At 46.3% G+C, this 19,080-nt stretch carries 15 protein-coding genes; 12 read left to right on the plus strand and 3 right to left on the minus strand.

Features of this window, described 5'->3' with window-relative positions:
* Positions 1 to 142 precede the first annotated feature (142 nt).
* Positions 143 to 706, minus strand: coding sequence for a TrmH family RNA methyltransferase (locus tag JWH17_RS00280; RefSeq protein ID WP_205220550.1), 564 nt, complete (start codon positions 704 to 706; stop codon positions 143 to 145).
* Positions 707 to 808: 102 nt separating this feature from the next.
* On the opposite strand from JWH17_RS00280, the gene JWH17_RS00285 reads away from it, so the two are divergent.
* The gene (locus JWH17_RS00285; protein ID WP_205220551.1) at positions 809 to 1,357 is read left to right on the plus strand and encodes a TSCPD domain-containing protein; all 549 of its coding nucleotides are present in this window, start codon (positions 809 to 811) and stop codon (positions 1,355 to 1,357) included.
* A 114-nt stretch (positions 1,358 to 1,471) separates the two neighbouring features.
* Here JWH17_RS00285 and JWH17_RS00290 read toward each other — a convergent pair whose 3' ends face one another.
* Positions 1,472 to 1,846 (minus strand): thioesterase family protein, encoded by a 375-nt coding sequence (locus tag JWH17_RS00290; protein WP_394713345.1) that lies wholly within the window; start codon positions 1,844 to 1,846, stop codon positions 1,472 to 1,474.
* A gap of 155 nt (positions 1,847 to 2,001) precedes the next feature.
* On the minus strand, positions 2,002 to 3,312 hold the full coding sequence (locus tag JWH17_RS00295; protein WP_205220553.1) for an L-lactate MFS transporter: 1,311 nt from the start codon (positions 3,310 to 3,312) through the stop codon (positions 2,002 to 2,004).
* A 913-nt stretch (positions 3,313 to 4,225) separates the two neighbouring features.
* On the opposite strand from JWH17_RS00295, the gene JWH17_RS00300 reads away from it, so the two are divergent.
* From JWH17_RS00300 to rbp, 11 genes are all read left to right on the plus strand, one after another.
* Positions 4,226 to 4,831, plus strand: a complete 606-nt coding sequence (locus JWH17_RS00300) for a TorD/DmsD family molecular chaperone (protein WP_205220554.1) — start codon at positions 4,226 to 4,228, stop codon at positions 4,829 to 4,831.
* A complete protein-coding gene (locus JWH17_RS00305; RefSeq protein WP_205220555.1) occupies positions 4,832 to 7,048 on the plus strand; it encodes a molybdopterin-containing oxidoreductase family protein in 2,217 nt (738 codons plus the stop codon).
* Positions 7,049 to 7,109: 61 nt separating this feature from the next.
* Positions 7,110 to 7,910, plus strand: a complete 801-nt coding sequence (locus JWH17_RS00310; RefSeq protein WP_205220556.1) for a 4Fe-4S dicluster domain-containing protein — start codon at positions 7,110 to 7,112, stop codon at positions 7,908 to 7,910.
* A gap of 60 nt (positions 7,911 to 7,970) precedes the next feature.
* Positions 7,971 to 8,810 carry a sugar phosphate isomerase/epimerase family protein gene (locus JWH17_RS00315; protein WP_205220557.1) on the plus strand — a complete coding sequence of 280 codons (840 nt, stop codon included), beginning with the start codon at positions 7,971 to 7,973 and terminating at the stop codon, positions 8,808 to 8,810.
* Positions 8,811 to 8,978: 168 nt separating this feature from the next.
* Positions 8,979 to 10,103, plus strand: a complete 1,125-nt coding sequence (locus JWH17_RS00320; protein ID WP_205220558.1) for an OmpA/MotB family protein — start codon at positions 8,979 to 8,981, stop codon at positions 10,101 to 10,103.
* A 15-nt stretch (positions 10,104 to 10,118) separates the two neighbouring features.
* Positions 10,119 to 10,955, plus strand: a complete 837-nt coding sequence (locus JWH17_RS00325) for a motility protein A (RefSeq protein WP_205220559.1) — start codon at positions 10,119 to 10,121, stop codon at positions 10,953 to 10,955.
* 16 nt (positions 10,956 to 10,971) lie between these two features.
* Positions 10,972 to 11,997 carry a pentapeptide repeat-containing protein gene (locus JWH17_RS00330; RefSeq protein ID WP_205220560.1) on the plus strand — a complete coding sequence of 342 codons (1,026 nt, stop codon included), beginning with the start codon at positions 10,972 to 10,974 and terminating at the stop codon, positions 11,995 to 11,997.
* A 72-nt stretch (positions 11,998 to 12,069) separates the two neighbouring features.
* Positions 12,070 to 15,597 carry a DNA polymerase III subunit alpha gene (gene dnaE, locus JWH17_RS00335; protein WP_205220561.1) on the plus strand — a complete coding sequence of 1,176 codons (3,528 nt, stop codon included), beginning with the start codon at positions 12,070 to 12,072 and terminating at the stop codon, positions 15,595 to 15,597.
* Positions 15,598 to 16,009: 412 nt separating this feature from the next.
* A complete protein-coding gene (locus tag JWH17_RS00340; protein WP_205220562.1) occupies positions 16,010 to 16,210 on the plus strand; it encodes a cold-shock protein in 201 nt (66 codons plus the stop codon).
* Positions 16,211 to 16,338: 128 nt separating this feature from the next.
* Positions 16,339 to 18,054, plus strand: coding sequence for a DEAD/DEAH box helicase (locus JWH17_RS00345; protein WP_205220563.1), 1,716 nt, complete (start codon positions 16,339 to 16,341; stop codon positions 18,052 to 18,054).
* Positions 18,055 to 18,158: 104 nt separating this feature from the next.
* Positions 18,159 to 18,437 carry an RNA-binding regulator gene (rbp, locus tag JWH17_RS00350; protein WP_205220564.1) on the plus strand — a complete coding sequence of 93 codons (279 nt, stop codon included), beginning with the start codon at positions 18,159 to 18,161 and terminating at the stop codon, positions 18,435 to 18,437.
* The last annotated feature ends 643 nt before the right edge of the window (positions 18,438 to 19,080 follow it).

A 19,080-nucleotide genomic window follows, 5' to 3' on the forward strand; every position in this document is an offset into this window, starting at 1 on the left:
AGCACCCAGCAAAATAACCATCAACAGAAGAAAAAACGGATGGATAAACAAAAAAAATCAGGCTAAAATTCAATTAGATAAAAAGCCAACAAAATGCGCACCCCGGTCACTGGGCATTAACCGTTGTCATCATAAAAAGTTATCACTCCCTATCCTTTTCCTGCAATTCCTTGCACGTACCATGCTGACGGACATATTCATACATTGCCACGGAAGCGGCAACACTCGCATTGAGACTTTGGACATGCCCCCATTGTGGTATTGCCAGTGAACGAATGGCAGGGTACTGAGAAATATCAAAACTCACCCCGAACTCTTCATGCCCGACTATAAATGCTGTTTTCTCAGGAAATTGTTCACTCCCAAGCAAACGATCTGTTGCCGGCTCCAGGCAATAAAAGATAAACCCTTTATCGGAAATCGCCTCATAACAGGATTGAAAATCGGGATGCTGATGGAGCACCACCCAACGCATGGAACCTTTAGCCGGTTCAGGATCAAAAAAATCAACCCCGACAAGATGCACCTCTTGAAGACTAAAGGCATCTGCAGAACGAATGATCTTACCTATATTGAAATCCGGCTTCAGCCCGTCAATAATAATAATACAATTATGAACACCAGGTTTGGCATAGGCAAGGCCACGGCGTCTTGCCTTAATATACCTTGTTTGCATATCCTGGCGGCGATTAAATCGACTGCGCATGATTTCTTTCCTGTGACAATGTTATTTTTTCTTTTCTGATCGAAACAGGCAGGGTATAGAATCCATGAATACGTTGATCCAACCAAAAACAGGAGTGCAAACTTGAAGGATACCAACACCAAGATAATCTGTGACATCTGCGGTCTCGCTGAAAAAAAGCTCCAGCACGTTGAAGGACAAATGGCCTGCTCCAGATGCACCTTACTACTTGAAACCGTGCAGAACAATCCTGGGCTCATTAAAAATCTCTGGCGAAAATATCAGGACGAGCCTATCCTTCTAAAGCCACACCCACATACCATTGATTCAGAAGGCGAGCTTCCAGAAGTACTGGATGGTAAACGATACCGCACCGTTGATCGAGAGTTCAACAAATGGTATCTCTCGGTAAGCGAGATAAATGGAAACCCTGTGGAAATATTTGCATCCACAGCCTTTGAACGAGACCATCAGCTTCAATCAAGAATCTCGAACCTCACAACGATAACTCGCCTTATATCCCTGATTCTAAGACATGTTGTCCTAGGAGAGCGTATCACTCTTGAAAAATGTTTAGTGCAGATCAAGCGTAGTTCAAGACAGCAAGACGACTTGCCGGACATGCTGTATGGCGTATTAAATAAGTACAACACACCGGATAAAAAGCAATAAAGCAACTTTCTCCCTGCCTAGCCATAGAAGAAGGCAGGGAGAAAACTCCTTTCGCATATCCTCTGCGGCAAGCAATCAGCTGCAGGCACCCCCAAAAAAACACACGGGACAAAATTACAACTTCGCCATAAATTTTTCCGTATCAATAACAAAACGCTCGTGGAGCCCTCTACCTATTTCGCCGACCTCATCTCTGGCAACAACTTTAAATACGAGCCGCCGCCGGTCCACCTCAATTAACTCGGACTCACACACTACCTGCATTCCTACCGGCGTTGCTTTGCTGTGGGAGACATTGACTTTCACGCCAACCGTTCCATGCCCTGCCGGCAGAAACGGCAACACCGACTGAAGACATGTTTTCTCCATCAGGGCGACCATTGCCGGGGTAGCATACACCTCTACAAGACCACTCCCGTAACGTGCTGCGGTATCCTTTTGCTCAACAATCAGTTCTTCCCGCCCCTGAACGCCGGGCTCCAATTGCATATCCATAACCCCTCCATCAAATTTCACCCCGACTTTTGTGACGGGTACAACATAAGCTTTACAAAAAAAGCGGATATGCCGTTTCGGCATATCCGCTTTGTAAGACAGTTCTTACAGAACCGACTCCTTACATTTTCTTTTCCGTAAAGGACCTTTTACTGCTCTGCCGGGATATGGGAATCATCCGGACGCTTGAGCATAAGTGCAATTACAACTGACAGTACCAGCAGACTCGCTGACAGATAGAAGGCAGTAGTAAGACTACCTGTCTTATCTTCGATCATTCCTGCAAGCCTAGGCATAAATGCACCCAGTCCCCAACCGAAGAAGACCACTCCAAAGTTCATAGCAAGATTCTTTGGGCCATAAAAGTCTGCAATAAAAGACGGCATCAGTGACAGCAGACCACCGTATTGCCAGTATCCGACACCCGCTGCGACAAAGAGCAGGAGTACATTTCCAGAACCGATGATAAAAGGCATACTGGCAAGAGCGATACAAGCCATGAAGTTATTCAAGGCATAAGCTTTCATCCTGCTCCATTTATCAGCATAAATCCCTGTAAATGGTCGACCGGCAGCATTCATAATACCACCGAAAGATGCTAAAATCCAACCGTTGGCTGCCAAGAAAGGAATACTGGCACCTACTTTTTTCAGAACGCCTGCAGCGTTACCAATGATAAGAAGTCCGGACTGGGTAGCGCAGATAAACATAATAAGCAGCATCCAGTACTGAGGAGTCTTGACCATCTGTTGCCACTTCCAGTTTTTGGTGGTTGCAACAGCCCTTTTGGGTGCCGTTGCCCCTTCTTTTAAACGTTGTACCGGTGCAACATAGCCTTGTGGTGGAGTCAGAAGAAGTTGTCCCGCGATGATAACAATTACGGCAAAGAAAATACCAAGAGCAACAAAACTACCGGTAATACCATATTTACCGAGTAAAAATTTTGCCAGAGGCGAGATGTACAGCGCCGCGCCACCATAGCCCATTACAACAAGACCAGCGATCAAGCCGCGCATATGAGCTCCAAACCATACTAATGCAGCAGGAGTTGGAGAAGCATAACCGATACCCATTGCAGTACCGCCAAGCACACCAAAACCGATCATCAATCCCATGTAGCTTTTCATCATTCCTGCTACGATACAACCAACAGCAAGTAGAAGACCACCAAGAGTGGCGCCAAATTTAGGACCAAATGCATCTCGGATCTTTCCACCAGGAATCATTGTCAGTGCAAAGAAAATAATTGCAAGCGAGAAAGGAGTAGAAAGCTGAGCCGCAGATAAATAACTCCAACCTTCATTTAGGCCACCCATTGGCTGCCCAACCATGTCGACGGACGGGGCAATCATCGCCCCTTTCCAGACACTCCAAGCATAAAGAATACCCAGACAGGCGTTAATCGCCGTACCCGCGAATGTGGTAATCCAAGCTTGTACAGGCACTTTGTCTTGACTCATGAAACTTACCTCCCCCTTGTATGATTTACTATTGTAATAGATACGGAGTTGACTCCCCGTATCTATTGGTGGACAACGCAATCAATACAACCACTTCAGCAAGAAATATGAAAATGAAGCTAAGCTCTTATAACAATCCGCATTCTACGAGTCAAGAGATAAAAAACGTGAAAACAGGCCAAGATGTGGTGCTGGGGCGGAAACAGGATTACGGCACGAAAAGTGCAAGAAATTCAACGAGATGCAGTCATTAATTTTTCATATTAACAGATAATAATTATACTGGCAAGCTCCTGTTTATGTTTTTTGGCATCCCCTTTGCGCAATACTATTCACAATGAATGAACATTCAGCGATAATTCCCTTAAAAACAATTATTCTTTCATGCTTGCCCTTTCATTATTTTTTTACATTTTTTCCTAGGTCACCCCCCTTCTAATCCACATTTCATGCAGAAAAAAATTTTGCCAACCACGGGTCTCCACGCCAATTGTTGCAGTTTAAAACACGATTTTTTTTTCTATTTACCATTGTCGTGTCTAAGTGATTCTTCCTACTCACCATCTGCAATAAAAAAAGCAAAGGATGCATTCCTCAGCAAAACGCACTCAACCGATCATCATTACTGAGTAAATACTGATCAAGTCATTTTCCAGGAACATACATAATATGTATCCTCTTGCCTGTTATACAGACGGTCAATTGAACAAGAGACGGTTATTGTATAATAATGGATTATGTGCTACGTTGTGTGAACATGATCATTTTTACGATGTCATTCATATTACCTATACAGCAGCTATGATACGCTTTCTCACTCAGCCAAGGGCCTTGATACCTGGTCACAGAATGTTCACGTTAGTTTCTCTGTAATCTTCTTTCCTGTTAACTCCCACGATTATACTCCCACGCCATGCACAGCACCGAATCACAAGCTCCCAAACTGGAAACTGAACTTTCGACCGAGGCAAGTCTGCTCAGTGAAATTTATGGTTTTCTCGCTTTGGCTATGCGCTACCCAGACTCATCCTTTCTTGACGGGCAGTTTCTTGATGCATACGAAGCCTTATTACAATCTCTTGAGTGGAAAGAAGAATATGCGGATATGCAAAAGTGGCGGTCGCAAACAGGTGACTTCCTCAATGATCTCCAAATAGAATATACCCAGCTTTTTATAAATGCTTCACCAGGAACGACCATACCGCCCTACGCCTCTGTGTATATGGATGGTGACAGATCCATCCAGGGAAAAACTACAGAAAAAATCAAAGATTTTTATCGCAGTTGCGGGTATGAAGTCACATCATCCACCGAACCACCAGACCATATCCAGCATGAGCTCGAATTTTTAGCAGCACTTGCCGGCGAAAACAGACGGGAAGAGGAAACGCTTTTTTTGCACTCACTCTTTCGGCCATGGTTTATACGATTTTTAAAGCACAGTATACAGGAAGCTCGTCATCCATTTTACAGGGTGTCGATACAGTTAATTGATTTTTTCACCAAGGAGGAACAGTAAATGGCAATACATCTTTCCAGGCGGAATTTTTTAAAAACCGCCTCCATTGCCGCTGCGTCCGTGCCGCTATCAAAAGTAGTGGCAAAAGCAGAGACTGGAGTTGCAAAAGCACCACTGGTACCACCAGGAAGCTTTAAAGATACAGACACGGTTGTTGGCGGTGTCTGTGAAATGTGTTTCTGGAGATGCCAGCTGGTTGGAAAAGTTCGTGATGGCCGCCTGGTAAAGATTGAAGGCAACCCCAAATCCATCGACAATGGCGCCTCCATCTGTGCCCGCGGGAATGCCGGCGTAAAGCTGCTATACGATCCAGACCGCCTGAAGTACCCCATGAAAAATGTTGGCAAAAGGGGAGCTCCAAAATGGCAACGCATCACCTGGGATGAAGCGCTTGACACCTGTGCCACCAAGCTGAAAAACGTGATCGACGAACACGGGCCGGAAAGTCTTGCAATATTCCCCCATGGAGCATCTGCCAGTTATCCCTTCCATTTCTTTGAGCACACGGTAGGCACACCTAACGTGTCTGAAGCATCCTTCTTCCAGTGCCGCGGCATCAGGGATATGGCCTATATGGCCACCATCGAACAACCGCCTGGCGAAAACGTAGACATGCCTAATACCAAGGTGATCTTCCTTTTAGGCGGCCACTTTGGAGAGAATGTTCATGTCTCCCACCTTAAGCGTTATCTTAAGGGACTGGAAAATGGAGCCAAACTGGTTGTCGTTGACCCACGTTTTTCTGCATCAGCAGCAAAGGCTGACATTTGGGTACCCATCCGTCCGGGAACTGACACGGCCATGCTGCTGGCTATTATGAACTACCTCATCCAAAATGATAAATATGCAGCAGACTTTGTCGATGAATACGGTGAAGGATTTGAGGAATTTGCAGAAGGCATCAAAGAATGGACACTTGAAAAAGCTGCTGCTGAATGCGATATACCTGTTGCCCAGATAAAAGAGGTCGCCGACCTGTTGGCTGCCAACATGCCGAACGTGGCTATCCACCCTGGTCGCCATGTGTCCTGGTATGGAAACGACTTTCAGCGACAGCGTGCCCTTGCCTGCCTGACAGGCGTACTTGGTGCCTTTGGCGTTAAAGGCGCATTTGTTCCTCCCAAAGGACCAAAGGGGTTAAAAAAAGTGAGCTGGCCCCATGGTGACCATGACCCTGATCTGCTCAGTGACTATGCTGATAACTCGCATGATTTTTCCCCTCCGGGAACTCCGACGGATTTGATTCGCGATGCTGCCATCACCGGCAAGCCTTACCCCATTAAAGGATGTGTGATCTGGGGACAAAATCCGATTCAAACTATTCCCAATCAGGAAAAAACCATTAAAATGCTCGAACAGATGGATTTTGTCATGTGTACCGATGTCATGCCTACAGACATCACCATGTATGCTGACATACTCCTGCCCGAATGCTCCTACCTCGAGCGATACGACTACATAAAAACCGGCACCCAGTGGAACTTTGCGGACGAACACCAGCAGTATATCGCCCCTCGCATGCCGCTTGTGGATCCTGAATTTGAACGTAAAGACGGTATCTGGATTACCAATGAACTGGCTAAACGGATGGGATACGGCGAATTCATTCCCACCAAAGATCAGGTTGAGATGGTCAATACCCGTCTAGCCGGCGTCGGTCTCAGTATAGATAAAATTCGTGCTGAAGATGGAATCCATATCCAACCTGGTAAAGATCCATATGGTATTTCCGAGGACATGACTGTTATTTTCTACAATGAAGATCTGGAAGATGCGGGTTACCCACCGATCCCTACCTATATTCCAGTGGAAAGGGCTCCTCAAGGATACATGCGCCTTTTATACGGTCGCTCGCCGGTACACACCTTCAACCGTACCCAAAACAATGCATGGTTGATGGCTGCCATGGACAGCACCCCTGTATGGCTCAACGACAAAGTTGCTTCCAAGCTGGGCTTTAAAGAAGGCGATACAGTCTCCTTGGAAAACCAAGACGGGGTCAAGTCACGTACGACGGCAACCGTCAAGGTAACACCGGGTATCCGTGAAGATGCGGTTTACATCTACCACGGCTTCGGCTCCATAAACCCGGAACTGACAATAGGGCATAACAAAGGCATCGATGACACGAGCCTTATTACCAAACTGGCTGTTGATCCTGAAACAGGTTGCCATGGTATGCGCAATAACTTTGTCAAACTTGTAAAAGTCAGTTGATGGCTGCATATAATCACACGCTCGCAACCATCAAGTAAGATATTCTCTGGAGGAATGAGAAATGCAATATGGCATGATTATCGATATCGACAAATGTGTTGGCTGTCACGCCTGCACAATTGCCTGTAAAGCTGAGTGGGAGGTACCCGCCGAGTTTGGGCGCAATTGGGTATATCGACTAGGACCGGCAAATACATCAGCCGGCATGTCCTACACGTATTATCCGGGACTTTGCAACCACTGCGATGAGCCCCCATGTGTAGACGTCTGCCCTGCTGATACAGTCAATATGACCATGAAGGATGCAAAGACTGGCAAAACCGTCACCATGGAAGTTGCTGCTACCTGGAAAGACCCATTCAACGGTACCGTCCAGATTGACAAGGAACGTTGTATAGGCTGTGGCGCCTGCCGTGATGCCTGCCCTTATGGTGCCAGATACATCAATGAAGATCTCGCCGACGACGAAAGTGACGGTAAAGCGGACAAATGCACCTACTGTATGCCAAGAGTCGCCGAAGGACTTGCTCCATCTTGTGTACAGACCTGCCTTGCAGGGGCCAGAATTTTCGGCGACCTTGATGACCCTGAATCAGAGGTTTCGCAATATGTCAAAAAAGGAGCTGTAGCCCTCACGTCACCAGCCGTGCAGATTGGCTCCAACGGCCGCTATTACAGTAGCAAAAAGGCTGACATGGAACTGCTGATGCAGAGCGCACCTCAGGAGATGCCTGAAGCTTCACTCAGGCGCATTATGCTTGCGAAAATGTCACAACCCGCACTGAAGCAGATAAAGGAATTGGGACTCATAGGGTTGGCCGGCGGTCTTTTTGTCAAGTCGCTCAAACAGGATAAAGAGTAACGCTTCCTTTCGTTCTATTGATTATAACCCGCCACTTCAGTGTGGCGGGTTCTTCCTTTTATGACGCCATTACCAGATCTCAAAAAATACAAGCATCTCACCCGTGCCTGCTTTATAAACGCACCATTTGATCGTCTTTGTCCCGACGACCTGCTTCCTTTTTTTTTAGACAACAAGCTTCAACCCGAAATAGGCCTTGAGGGGAATTTTCTATGGACCGAACCAGATAAAAACTTCCAGGAAATGGCTGACAAGCTCAGGGACCACGGACTCTCCTGTACTCTACACGCCCCTTTTCACGACCTCGTCCCAGGTGGATTTGATTCTCAAATCATATCTTTATCACGGCAAAAACTTCATCGGGCCTTTTCGCTGCTCCCTGTTTTCAAACCCAAAAGCATTGTCTGTCACCTTGGTTTCGAATCGCATAAACATGCTCATAATCTCGACCGTTGGTTGGATGTAAGCACAGAAACATGGAGCCGGTTGCTGCCACTTGCAGCAAGGGAAAACATACCGGTTATGTTTGAAAACACCTATGAGCTTGATCCATCTGTTCACCTGGCTCTTTTTTCCAGGCTCAAATCGTTTCCATTTGGATTCTGTCTCGATACAGGTCATGTACTGGCTTTTTCCAACACCACGTGGCAAGATTGGGTCAAAGCTCTTCGTCCTTGGCTGGGGCAGGTGCATTTACACGACAACGACGGCACCAGAGATGCTCATCTCGCAATTGGTGCTGGTTGTTTTGATTTTGCCGGCTTTTTCAAAAGCATACATAACAAGCCTTTACTTTGCACCCTTGAGCAACGCTCGGCAAAAGATGTTGCTGCAAGTTTAGAAAAACTCGAGTGGTTGAAAGCCTCCTTCCTCACGTCTGACCTTTGCCCACAAAAATAACCACCAGGAAGATCTCCCCCCCTTGGCCCGCACTCTTCCCGCCGGCACTAAAAAAAAAGCTGGAGTAAATGCTCGTCTATGATGGTAACATGGTACTATCTGATCGATATTCTTGTGACTAATGAAAATTCTACTTTTGTTTAATAACAAAGTTGTCGATAAAAAGGCATGGAAGATAACAAAGTTCCCCCTCCGTCAAAACATTTGCCACCAGTGGATGAAACAAAAAAAGCAGACAGCGTCGAAGGTATATCCAGGCCACCTGTTGATTGGCACAAGGCGACAACGCAGCCTACTTTTGTTGTAGAGGATTCTTTTTTTCGTTCCCGTACTCCGCGACCTGTTCACTGGTCTATCGCATGGGCGGACCTGATGATGACGATGTTTATCCTCTTTCTCACCCTTTTTATCTATCAACTTGCCAACCGTGAGTTTCTTAACCAAGAAAGCGTTGAAGTAGTAGCAGGCGAGATCATTTCCCGACCGCCGTTGTCGCCCGAGACAACTCTTCCGTTTCATCCGATCTCTCCCCAAATCTCAAAACATCGCGCCGATAAGCTCAAATCAGTAGAGCGCGTATCTGAAGATGAAATCATAGTAGACGACACATTGGCAGAAAAAGAAATTCCAATAAATGCTATCGAATTGGATTTATCCGAACCAGTCCCCATAGAGCCTGTTTCGCCGCCCCTCTCGACTGCGCCTACCGACACAGTGATCCCCCGTGAACTGATAGTGAAAGAGAGCTTGCAGATTGAACAAGGGATAATCAAAGAGCAAACTGAACAAACAACTGTCGATGACAATATTTTCACTGAAATTTACGACCTTTCTCAGACTACCCTTACCGATGAAAAAATGGCCGATTTTGCTTCGGTGGAATTAGTTCCAGATAAAACGGTACGTATCATCATTGCCGGCGACCTTCTTTTTGCGTCAGGCAAAGCAGAACTCTCGCCTCAGTCTTTAGAATCTCTGCGCAGCCTATCTGTCATCATCGCACAGACACCCTATATGATAAACATAGTAGGCCATACCGATTCCGTACCCATGCATTCGCAGCTTTTCCCCAGCAACTGGGAGTTATCAGTTGCACGGGCAAGCCGGGTTGCACGTTTCCTTATAGAGGATATAGGGGTCCCCGGTAAACAGATAGTGGTATCAGGATTTAGTTATTTTCGACCAGTTCGACCAAACACCAATGAAAAAAATAGAAGTAAAAATAGAAGAGTAGAAATCATCCTCTCCAAAGAACCACCACCTGCAATCGACAGGACCAAGCCCGCTCAATAAAAGAATAGGACTATCATGAGAAGAAAAAACCTGATCGGATTTATTCTGTGTGTTGTTATTTTTGTTACCGGTTTTTTGATCAAAGGCAACCTCGCACTCTATTTTAATATTGCCGGGCTCTCAATCGTTCTTGGCGGAAGTGCTGCTGCAGCTCTGTTAAGTTTCCAGGTCAGCAGGCTAAGAATCGTGTATATGGTTGTCCGCGCTTCGTACACCCAAAGAAACATCTCTGAAGACGATATTGTCAATATCCTGATTAACCTCGCCATAAAATCCCGCATGGAAGGTGTTTTGTCGCTGCAGGAGGAAGAAAACGAAACATCTATCTTGTTTCTCCGCCGGGGGCTTGGATGCCTGGTTGATAACTACGAACCGCATCAAATTCGTGATATTTTAAACACAGAAATGTATTTTTTTAAGCTACGCAGAGAAGACAGTGAAAGAATCCTCCGTACCATAGGCGACTTTTTCCCTGCGTTTGGCATCATAGGCTCTGTTGTCGGCCTGATCTCCATGCTCGCAGGAATCGGCGACACTTCTGTGATTCTTAAAACAGTACCGGTTGCCCTTACCTCAACCCTCTATGGGCTCATTTTTGCTAATTTCTTTTTTGTACCCTTTGCTGCCAATCTCCGGGAAAGGACCAATCATGAGCTGCTGCTCCAAAAAATTATAATGGAAGGTATCATTGCTATTCAAAGCGAACTCAATCCCACCATTTTAAAAACAAAATTACTTTCATTCCTTACTCCCTCCGCCCGAAAAGCAGACTTGGTACCGCTGGCAAAAATCAGAAAAAGATTTAATATCGACGATTCCCTTATGCCTGCAGCAGATCCTGACCGGGAGTAGTTCAACCAAGAAGAGGATGGCAAAATTTTACAGGTATGTGTATTATATCACCTGCCAGATACGACTCCCTGTAAATGCGTGCTTGCTGCTTACGCGAAACCTGCCTGCCGGAACCATGTACCAGTTCATCTTCTTTGCCTGCTCTCTTTTATTGCTGTTAGGCTGTTCCCCTGCAACGGTCAGCACCATTACCGACCAGCCCGGAACCAAAGAATTACCACCTGCAGAAATACTGGAACTGGTAGAAGGGAACACCCTCTACATTCAGTCTTCAGAAGAGGATAGCTATCTTTTTTTCGATCCTTCAAGCCGTTTATTCGGCAAAGATCTCTACGCTAACCAGGACACAGGGAGATGGGACGTTAGTGAAGACGGACAGGTGTGCTTGAAAATGAAAAGTTGGTGGTATGGCGACTTGAAATGTTATCGGATTTTCATGAGGGGCGACCGTGAGAAAATTTTTCTGGCCAACAGTGCCGATGTGGTCGAATATTCTGCAGTATATTTTGCAGGGGACAGCAAGCACCTTTTCGTTGCTCCTGCTGCCAAGAAAAAAAGCTTCCGTAAATCTGCTCGACAACGACAGCAACAACCCACGACCTCTTCTTCTGAGGAGCAGAACAATAGTCGTCAACAACAAAAAACTGAGCAATACGCGGTTACGGAGCCGACAACTACCGATCATGCATCAAAAGATACGCAAGCCACTGTCAAATGGGTGGCAAAGAACTGCCCAGGATGCAATATGGACGGCGCTGATCTGAATAAAGCCAACCTGGTTGAGGCTAATTTGGCTGGTACCAACCTGGCGAATGCTGACTTACAGATGGCAAACCTGCGTCGGGCGAACCTCCGGGGGGCGAACCTCAGAAATGCTGTCCTTAAGTATGCCAATCTCCCTGGGGCGAACCTCCAAAACGCCGACCTTAGAGGTGCCGATCTCCAAGGTGCTAATCTTATTCGCGCCAACCTCACAGGAGCAAAACTAGATGGAGCCAACTTGCAGGAAGCACATATAGACGGCACCATAGGCCTTAACTGACCTGTTCCTTATAGAAACAAAAAGTATACCCACCCTTTCAATCACCCAATCTTTACACTTTCTTTGCCGCCTATGTCTGCACCATTTGTTCACCTTCACGTCCATACACAATACTCCATGCTCGACGGAGCTATCCGCCTCAAAGACCTTATTGACCGGACCCGCGAGCTCGACATGTCCGCGGTAGCGGTTACAGACCACGGCGCCATGTACGGGGCTCTTGAATTTCACGAAAAAGCAACCAAAGCCGGAGTAAAACCGATTGTGGGTTGCGAGTTTTACATGGCTGAAAACGGGATGCATATCCATGACCGTTCTGCTGGTCACAACTTTCATCTGGTCGCTCTTGCAACCAATGCCGTTGGCTATGCCAACCTAATGAAATTGGCGTCCATAGCTCAACGGCATGGATTTTACTATAAGCCCCGTATCGATTTTCCGACCCTGTACAAACACCAGGAAGGCCTGATAATCCTTACCGCCTGCCTTCACGGGGAAATCCCCTGGAGAATTACCCACAATGATATTAACGGAGCCAGGGCCAAGGCGATAGAAATCCAACAGGTCTTTGGAGATCGGCTCTACTTTGAAATGCAGGAAAACGGCATTGTCGAACAGACCATTGCCAACAAAGGCATAATGGAGCTTGCCGAGGAACTCGGCGTCAAACTTGTTGCGACCAATGATTGCCACTACCTGAGCAAAGAAGAGTCTTATGCTCATGAGGTCCTTCTCTCCATTCAGACCGGGAAAACTATTACAGATCCCAACAGATTCCGATTTCCCACCCAGGAACTGTATTTCAAAACAGCGGAGGAAATTGCCAAGCAATTTCATTACTGCCCTGAGGCAGTTACCAACACCCTGGAAGTCGCTGAACGCTGTAACCTTGAATTGGAATTTGGTGCCCACTATTTTCCCATTTTCCCCATACCTGAAAATGATACCCTGGAAAATGTCTTTGAAACATCCTGCTGGGAAGGATTACAGAAAAGGCTTGATCACCTTCGAGAGTTGCAAGAGGTTCCACCGGAACTTGAAGAAACCTACAAAGACCGGCTAACCATGGAGATAGGGGTCATTAAAACAATGGGATTTTCAGGTTACTTCCTTATTGTTGCCGACTTTATCACCTGGGCAAAGGCGCATCAGATTCCGGTCGGACCAGGTCGTGGTTCCGGAGCCGGAAGCCTCGCAGCTTTTTGCATGTTTATCACGGACATTGACCCCATTCCCTATGGACTTATTTTTGAACGGTTCCTCAATGTGGAACGTATGTCCATGCCCGATTTTGATGTAGATTTCTGCAAAGATCGAAGAGATGAGGTTATTGACTACGTGCGCAGTAAGTATGGTGGTGATGATTATGTCGCCCAGATTGTTGCATACGGTTCAATGAAAGCAAGGGCGGTGCTGCGTGATGTTGGCCGGGTACTCGAAATTCCCCTGCCGGTTGTAGACCGGATTGCCAAACTGGTACCGGATGAGCTGAAAATTACCTTGAAAAAGGCGATCGACAAAGAGCCACGCCTCAGGGACGCGATGAAGGATGAAGACGTCCGTGAATTGCTCACGGTGGCACAAACCCTTGAGGGGCTCTCTCGGCATAAGTCTACCCATGCTGCCGGGGTTGTTGTATCTCCCACGCCGCTGGTCGATTATCTACCGGTATGTATCGGGCCAAACAAGGAAATTCTGACCCAGTACGACATGAAGTATACCGAAAAAACCGGACTCATCAAGTTCGATTTTCTCGGTTTGAAGACCCTTACCGTCATTGACCGAGCCTTAAAACTCATCGCCTTTGATGTTGGTAAAGAAGTTGAGCTCAGCAAAATCCCCATGGATGATGCCAAGAGTTACGACCTGCTTTGCCGAGGAGACAGCCTGGGGGTTTTCCAGCTGGAAAGTGACGGCATGCGCGAACTGCTGATCAAGATGCATCCCGAGCAGTTCACCGACCTCATCGCCCTGGTTGCTCTCTATCGTCCGGGACCACTTGACTCCGGCATGGTTGACACCTTTGTCGAAACCAAGCATGGTCGCCAGCTGCCAGACTACCCGTTACCACAGATCAAACCTGTCCTGGAAGAAACATACGGCGTTATTGTTTATCAGGAACAGGTCATGAAAATTTCCAACATTCTTGCAGGCTACAGTCTGGGAGATGCTGACATTCTTCGTCGGGCAATGGGGAAAAAGATACCCGAGGTCATGGAAGAGGAACGGGAAAAATTCATGGCCGGTGCCAAGAAACTCGATGTCCCTGAAGATAAAGCCAAGTACATTTTTGACCTCATGGCTAAGTTTGCCGGGTATGGTTTCAACAAATCCCATTCGGCAGCCTATGCTCTTATTGCTTACCAGACAGCCTACCTTAAAGCCCACTACCCCGCCCAGTTCCTGGCAGCTCTTCTTTCTTGCGATGTTGACAACACCGATAAGGTGGTCAAATATATTTCGGAATGCAAGCAGAATAATATTGATGTACTCCCCCCGGATATAAACGAATCCTATCATGACTTTACGGTTATCAAAGACCGAATCAGATTTGGGCTGGCAGCCGTCAAGAATGTCGGTGGAGCTGCCCTTGATTCTATTTTGGACGAACGTAAAGAAAATGGACCATTTGCCTCTCTGGGTGATTTCTGTAATCGCATTGATGGAAGCCGGGTGAACCGAAAAGTCATAGAAAGCCTCATCAAAGCCGGGGCCTTTGATTCCATGAAAGGAAAACGCTCCCAGTTTATGGAAGTTCTGGACCACGCACTTGAACAGGCTAAAGCGATTCAACGAGATCGCATGAGCGGTCAGATGAGCCTCTTTGCCCTAGGTAATCAGGCTGAAACCACCAGTTCAACTGAAATTACCCTCCCTGCAATAGACGAATGGCCTGAATTAAAAAAACTTGCTTACGAAAAGGACACTGTCGGTTTCTTCCTCACCGGCCACCCACTGGAAGGCATTAAAGAAGAAATGAGCATGATCACCGATGCTGATGTTGAAAACGCCGGCACGTGGCGAGATGGGCAGCCAATTCGAATAGGTGGCCTCATCTCCAGTTACAAGGAACACAAATCCAAAAAAGGCGACCGAATGGCCTTTACTTCCATTGAAGACATGACAGGCGAGATAGAAGTCATTGTCTTTCCATCCACCTTTGCCGAGTGTTCAGAAATTCTTCGAAGTGATCTACCACTGGTTGTCCTCGGAACAATACAGCAAGGGGAGCGTGGGGCAAAAGTAATAGCACAGGAAATCAGCTTGGTTCAACAGGCCATGGAAAAATATACAGAAAAAGCTGTAATAACCTTGCAAGCTGAGGCTACCTCACGGCAGCATCTAAGCCGGCTCAAGGAAATTTTATACCGATACCATGGTCTCACTCCGCTGCATCTCACTCTTCATTTTGATGGAAGAGGAGAGGTGGATATCGATATTCTCAAAGACCTGACCATAAAATCCTGCCCCGATTTTATCCGTGACGTAGTAGGGTTATGCGGTAACCGGACACTTTCTCTGCGTATGAAGACGCCTGAAGTGAAGCGACGAGGGAATGGAAATGGAAGATCCGGCTTCAATAAAAAAAACCATGCATAAAACGAACTGTACTATCAGATAACCTTAGGCTTCCACTGAGACCTGTTGAGGTAATCATAACCGCAAAGAATGCTCTGTTTGAAAAAGCTCTTTAATGCATGAGCACCACATCAAATCCATAGCTACCTGGCATTATAGGTGGCCATGGCTGCAATAATTGCCACTCTTTACTACCTTAGGCCGGCTCGTTTACCTGAAACCTGTAAAAAAGGCTTGCTTTATAATCAATATAGAGTATTAATATCAGGTGAAGTAGGGTATTAGCTTTTCATGTTGAGAGATTACTTTCTTGACCGTCCAATGCTCTTTAGAGGAGCACCGGACGGTTTTTTTATATCATGAGAGTAAATATATAATATCCTCGATCAATGAATTGGCCGTCTCAAAGGCCAGCAGAAAGGAAACAAAAGAATTGAACAACGGTATTGTAAAGTGGTTTAACGCGTCAAAGGGTTTTGGTTTTATTGAACAGGAAAATGGTTCTGACATATTTGTCCATTATTCCGCGATCCAATCAGATAGTTACAAAACACTTGATGAAGGCGCTCAAGTACAGTTTGAAGTAGTAGACGGCCAGAAAGGACCGGCAGCAGCTAATGTAGTACAGCTGTAAACTCTTTCTAAAACATACGACCCTCAAATGCCCTGCTTTCAGAGCAGGGCATTTTTTTTGGAGAAACAGCGGTGTTTCCCCAAATCACCTTACTACCAAACACCATCCATTTCCTTTTTATATATCTCATGACAACATTCTCAGATCTCGGCATTAAAGACGAAATTATACAGGGACTTGATTCCCTGGGAATCGTCACCCCTACCCAAATTCAAACTGAAGTCATTCCCTTGCTGCTCGGCAAGCAAGGCGACCTCATAAGTCTCGCCCAGACCGGAACAGGAAAAACGGCAGCTTTTGGCCTCCCCTTGATCCAGTTAACAGAATACAGCAACAGAAGTACACAAATACTGATCCTCTGTCCGACAAGAGAATTATGTGTCCAAGTCGCTAGGGATTTACAGGATTATGCTAAAAATATTCGAAAATTAAAAATTCTGTCCATCTACGGTGGTGCCCGCATTGAACAACAAATGCAAGCTCTTCGAAAAGGAGCGCAAATTATTGTTGCAACTCCAGGGCGCCTCAATGATCTGATCCGGAGAGGAAAAGTCGATATATCCCATATCCGTTACGTTGTGTTTGATGAAGCCGACGAAATGCTGCAAATGGGCTTTCAAGATGAGATTAACGCCATTTTGGAACAAACCCCTGCACAAAAAAACACCCTGCTTTTTTCCGCGACCATGCCAAGAGAGGTCGCTGCAATTGCCGGCAAGTACATGACGGATCCTGCCGAAGTAACCGTGGGCAAGCGTAATGCTGGAGCAGAAAACGTACTCCATGAATATTACACTGTACATCATCACAACCGTTACCCGACTTTAAAGCGTCTCCTTGACAATGCACCGGGCAACTATTCCATAGTATTTTGCCGGACCAGACTGGAAACCCAGGAAGTTGCGAACAAATTAATCCAGGACAACTACAATGCAGACGCACTGCATGGGGACCTGTCCCAGGCACAGAGAGATCTGGTCATGGGCAAATTTCGCTCTAAACATCTTCAGATTCTTGTTGCCACAGACGTTGCCGCCCGTGGCTTAGACGTTAACGACCTCACCCATGTGGTCAACTACAATCTCCCTGATGACTTTGCCAACTATACCCACCGTAGCGGCCGTACAGGCAGAGCCGGACGCAAAGGAATTTCCGTTGCCATCATCAACCCAAGAGAGCGGTATAAGATACGGGAAATTGAGAAAAAAATTAAAAAGAAATTTATCCAATGCCAAGTGCCTTCCGGCACGGTGATCTGTCAGAAGCAACTCCTCAACCTTGTCGACACGGTGAGCAAGGTCGAAGTAGATAGCGCACAAATCGATCCACTCTACACAGAGGTTGCAGAGTTACTTGCATCCTATGACCGGGAAGAACTTATCAAAAAATTCCTCTCCCTTGAATTCAACCAATTGCTTGAATATTACCGCAATGCACCTGATCTCAATGCAAAAGACAGGGACAGAGGCAAAGGTGAACATGAAAAAAGGGATGGCAGGCGTAAGCTTCAAACTCGACATACGGATCGCAATCAACAGTTCACCCGCTTTTTTCTCAATGTCGGCCGCCGTGATGGGATCATGCCGCAAAGACTTATAGGCACCATCAATGGTGCTCCAGGTGGAGGGCGTATCAAGGTCGGGAAAATAGAAATAATGAGAAATTCTGCTCTTATTGAGGCAGATAGTAAATATATCCCCCAGGTTCTCAGCGCCTTTCAAGCTATTACCATAAACGGAAAACCGGTTTCCATTGAGGTGGCCTCAAAAAAACGAGCCCCGAAATCAGCTGCAAAGGGAAATCCTCGTTTTTTTAAAGGCAACAATAAGGCCGGGAGGAAATAATATCCATCAACTTACACAAAAGGCAAAAAACAGGGGGTCCCTGTTCTGCCTAATCCAGTGCCAGCGTACACGTGCACGATAAAGCTCATCTGAGGAGAGTGATTATGAATATTTATGTGGGTCAATTACCCTTTGATGTAAACGAAAATGACCTTGAGGTTCTCTTTTCAGAGTTTGGTGAAGTTGCCAGCGCTCGCTTGATAATGGATCGGTATTCAGGCAGACCTAAGGGATTTGCTTTTGTAGAGATGCCAAACAACTCAGAAGCCGATGCGGCCATTAAATCGTTAAACAAGAGTATGTTTAAAGGGCGAGAAATAAAAGTCAATCAGGTACAGCCCCAAAAACGTAACAAACGTTCCAAGCGCCGTCCGCGCTACTAAAAGCCTTCCCAAGTTACAGCCCTGTTATGCAACAGAACAAAAACGATTTGTTGACGGGTTTTTCTCCTTTTGCATAACAGATATTCCTCCTTTACGAGCCCCAAGGATCAGGCAGCAATCGGGACAGGCCGTATACTCTCTGTTGAAAAATAATATCCATCAAGACAGGTAGTCTGCTTAAGGCTGGTATCATTACAGCAGGAGTATGGGGTGGGGGCAAAATCTTCCAGGTCTTGCTTTCTCAATATTCCTATTTAAGAATAATCATACCGCCTTCAATACCCTCATCTCTACCTGAAGCACAGCACCACCACACCTTTACCAATGTGTCGTCCTTGCTCGTAAATAAAAAGGGATCCAACAAATCGCTCTGATCGATAACCCACAATTATTTTACCAGCAGGATCGTCTCGCCACACTCACCTGGTATAATTTTCAGGAGCGTTCTTGATGTCTCATCTGGTGTTGCGCTATGTATTTCTCTGCCCGAGTCCAGTCAACAAGCTGTTTTCCACAATTTGTACATACATTTACTTCATACCGATACTCTTGTTACCGCACTCAAGGCACTATCTCGGGATAGGCACCCAATTTGCTGCAACATAGTTCTCTTAGCCCTGGGCTGAGAAATCCTACAGAGCCG

Origin of the sequence: Desulfogranum marinum, assembly GCF_016918565.1 — a bacterium.
In the GTDB taxonomy this organism is placed as follows: domain Bacteria; phylum Desulfobacterota; class Desulfobulbia; order Desulfobulbales; family Desulfobulbaceae; genus Desulfogranum; species Desulfogranum marinum.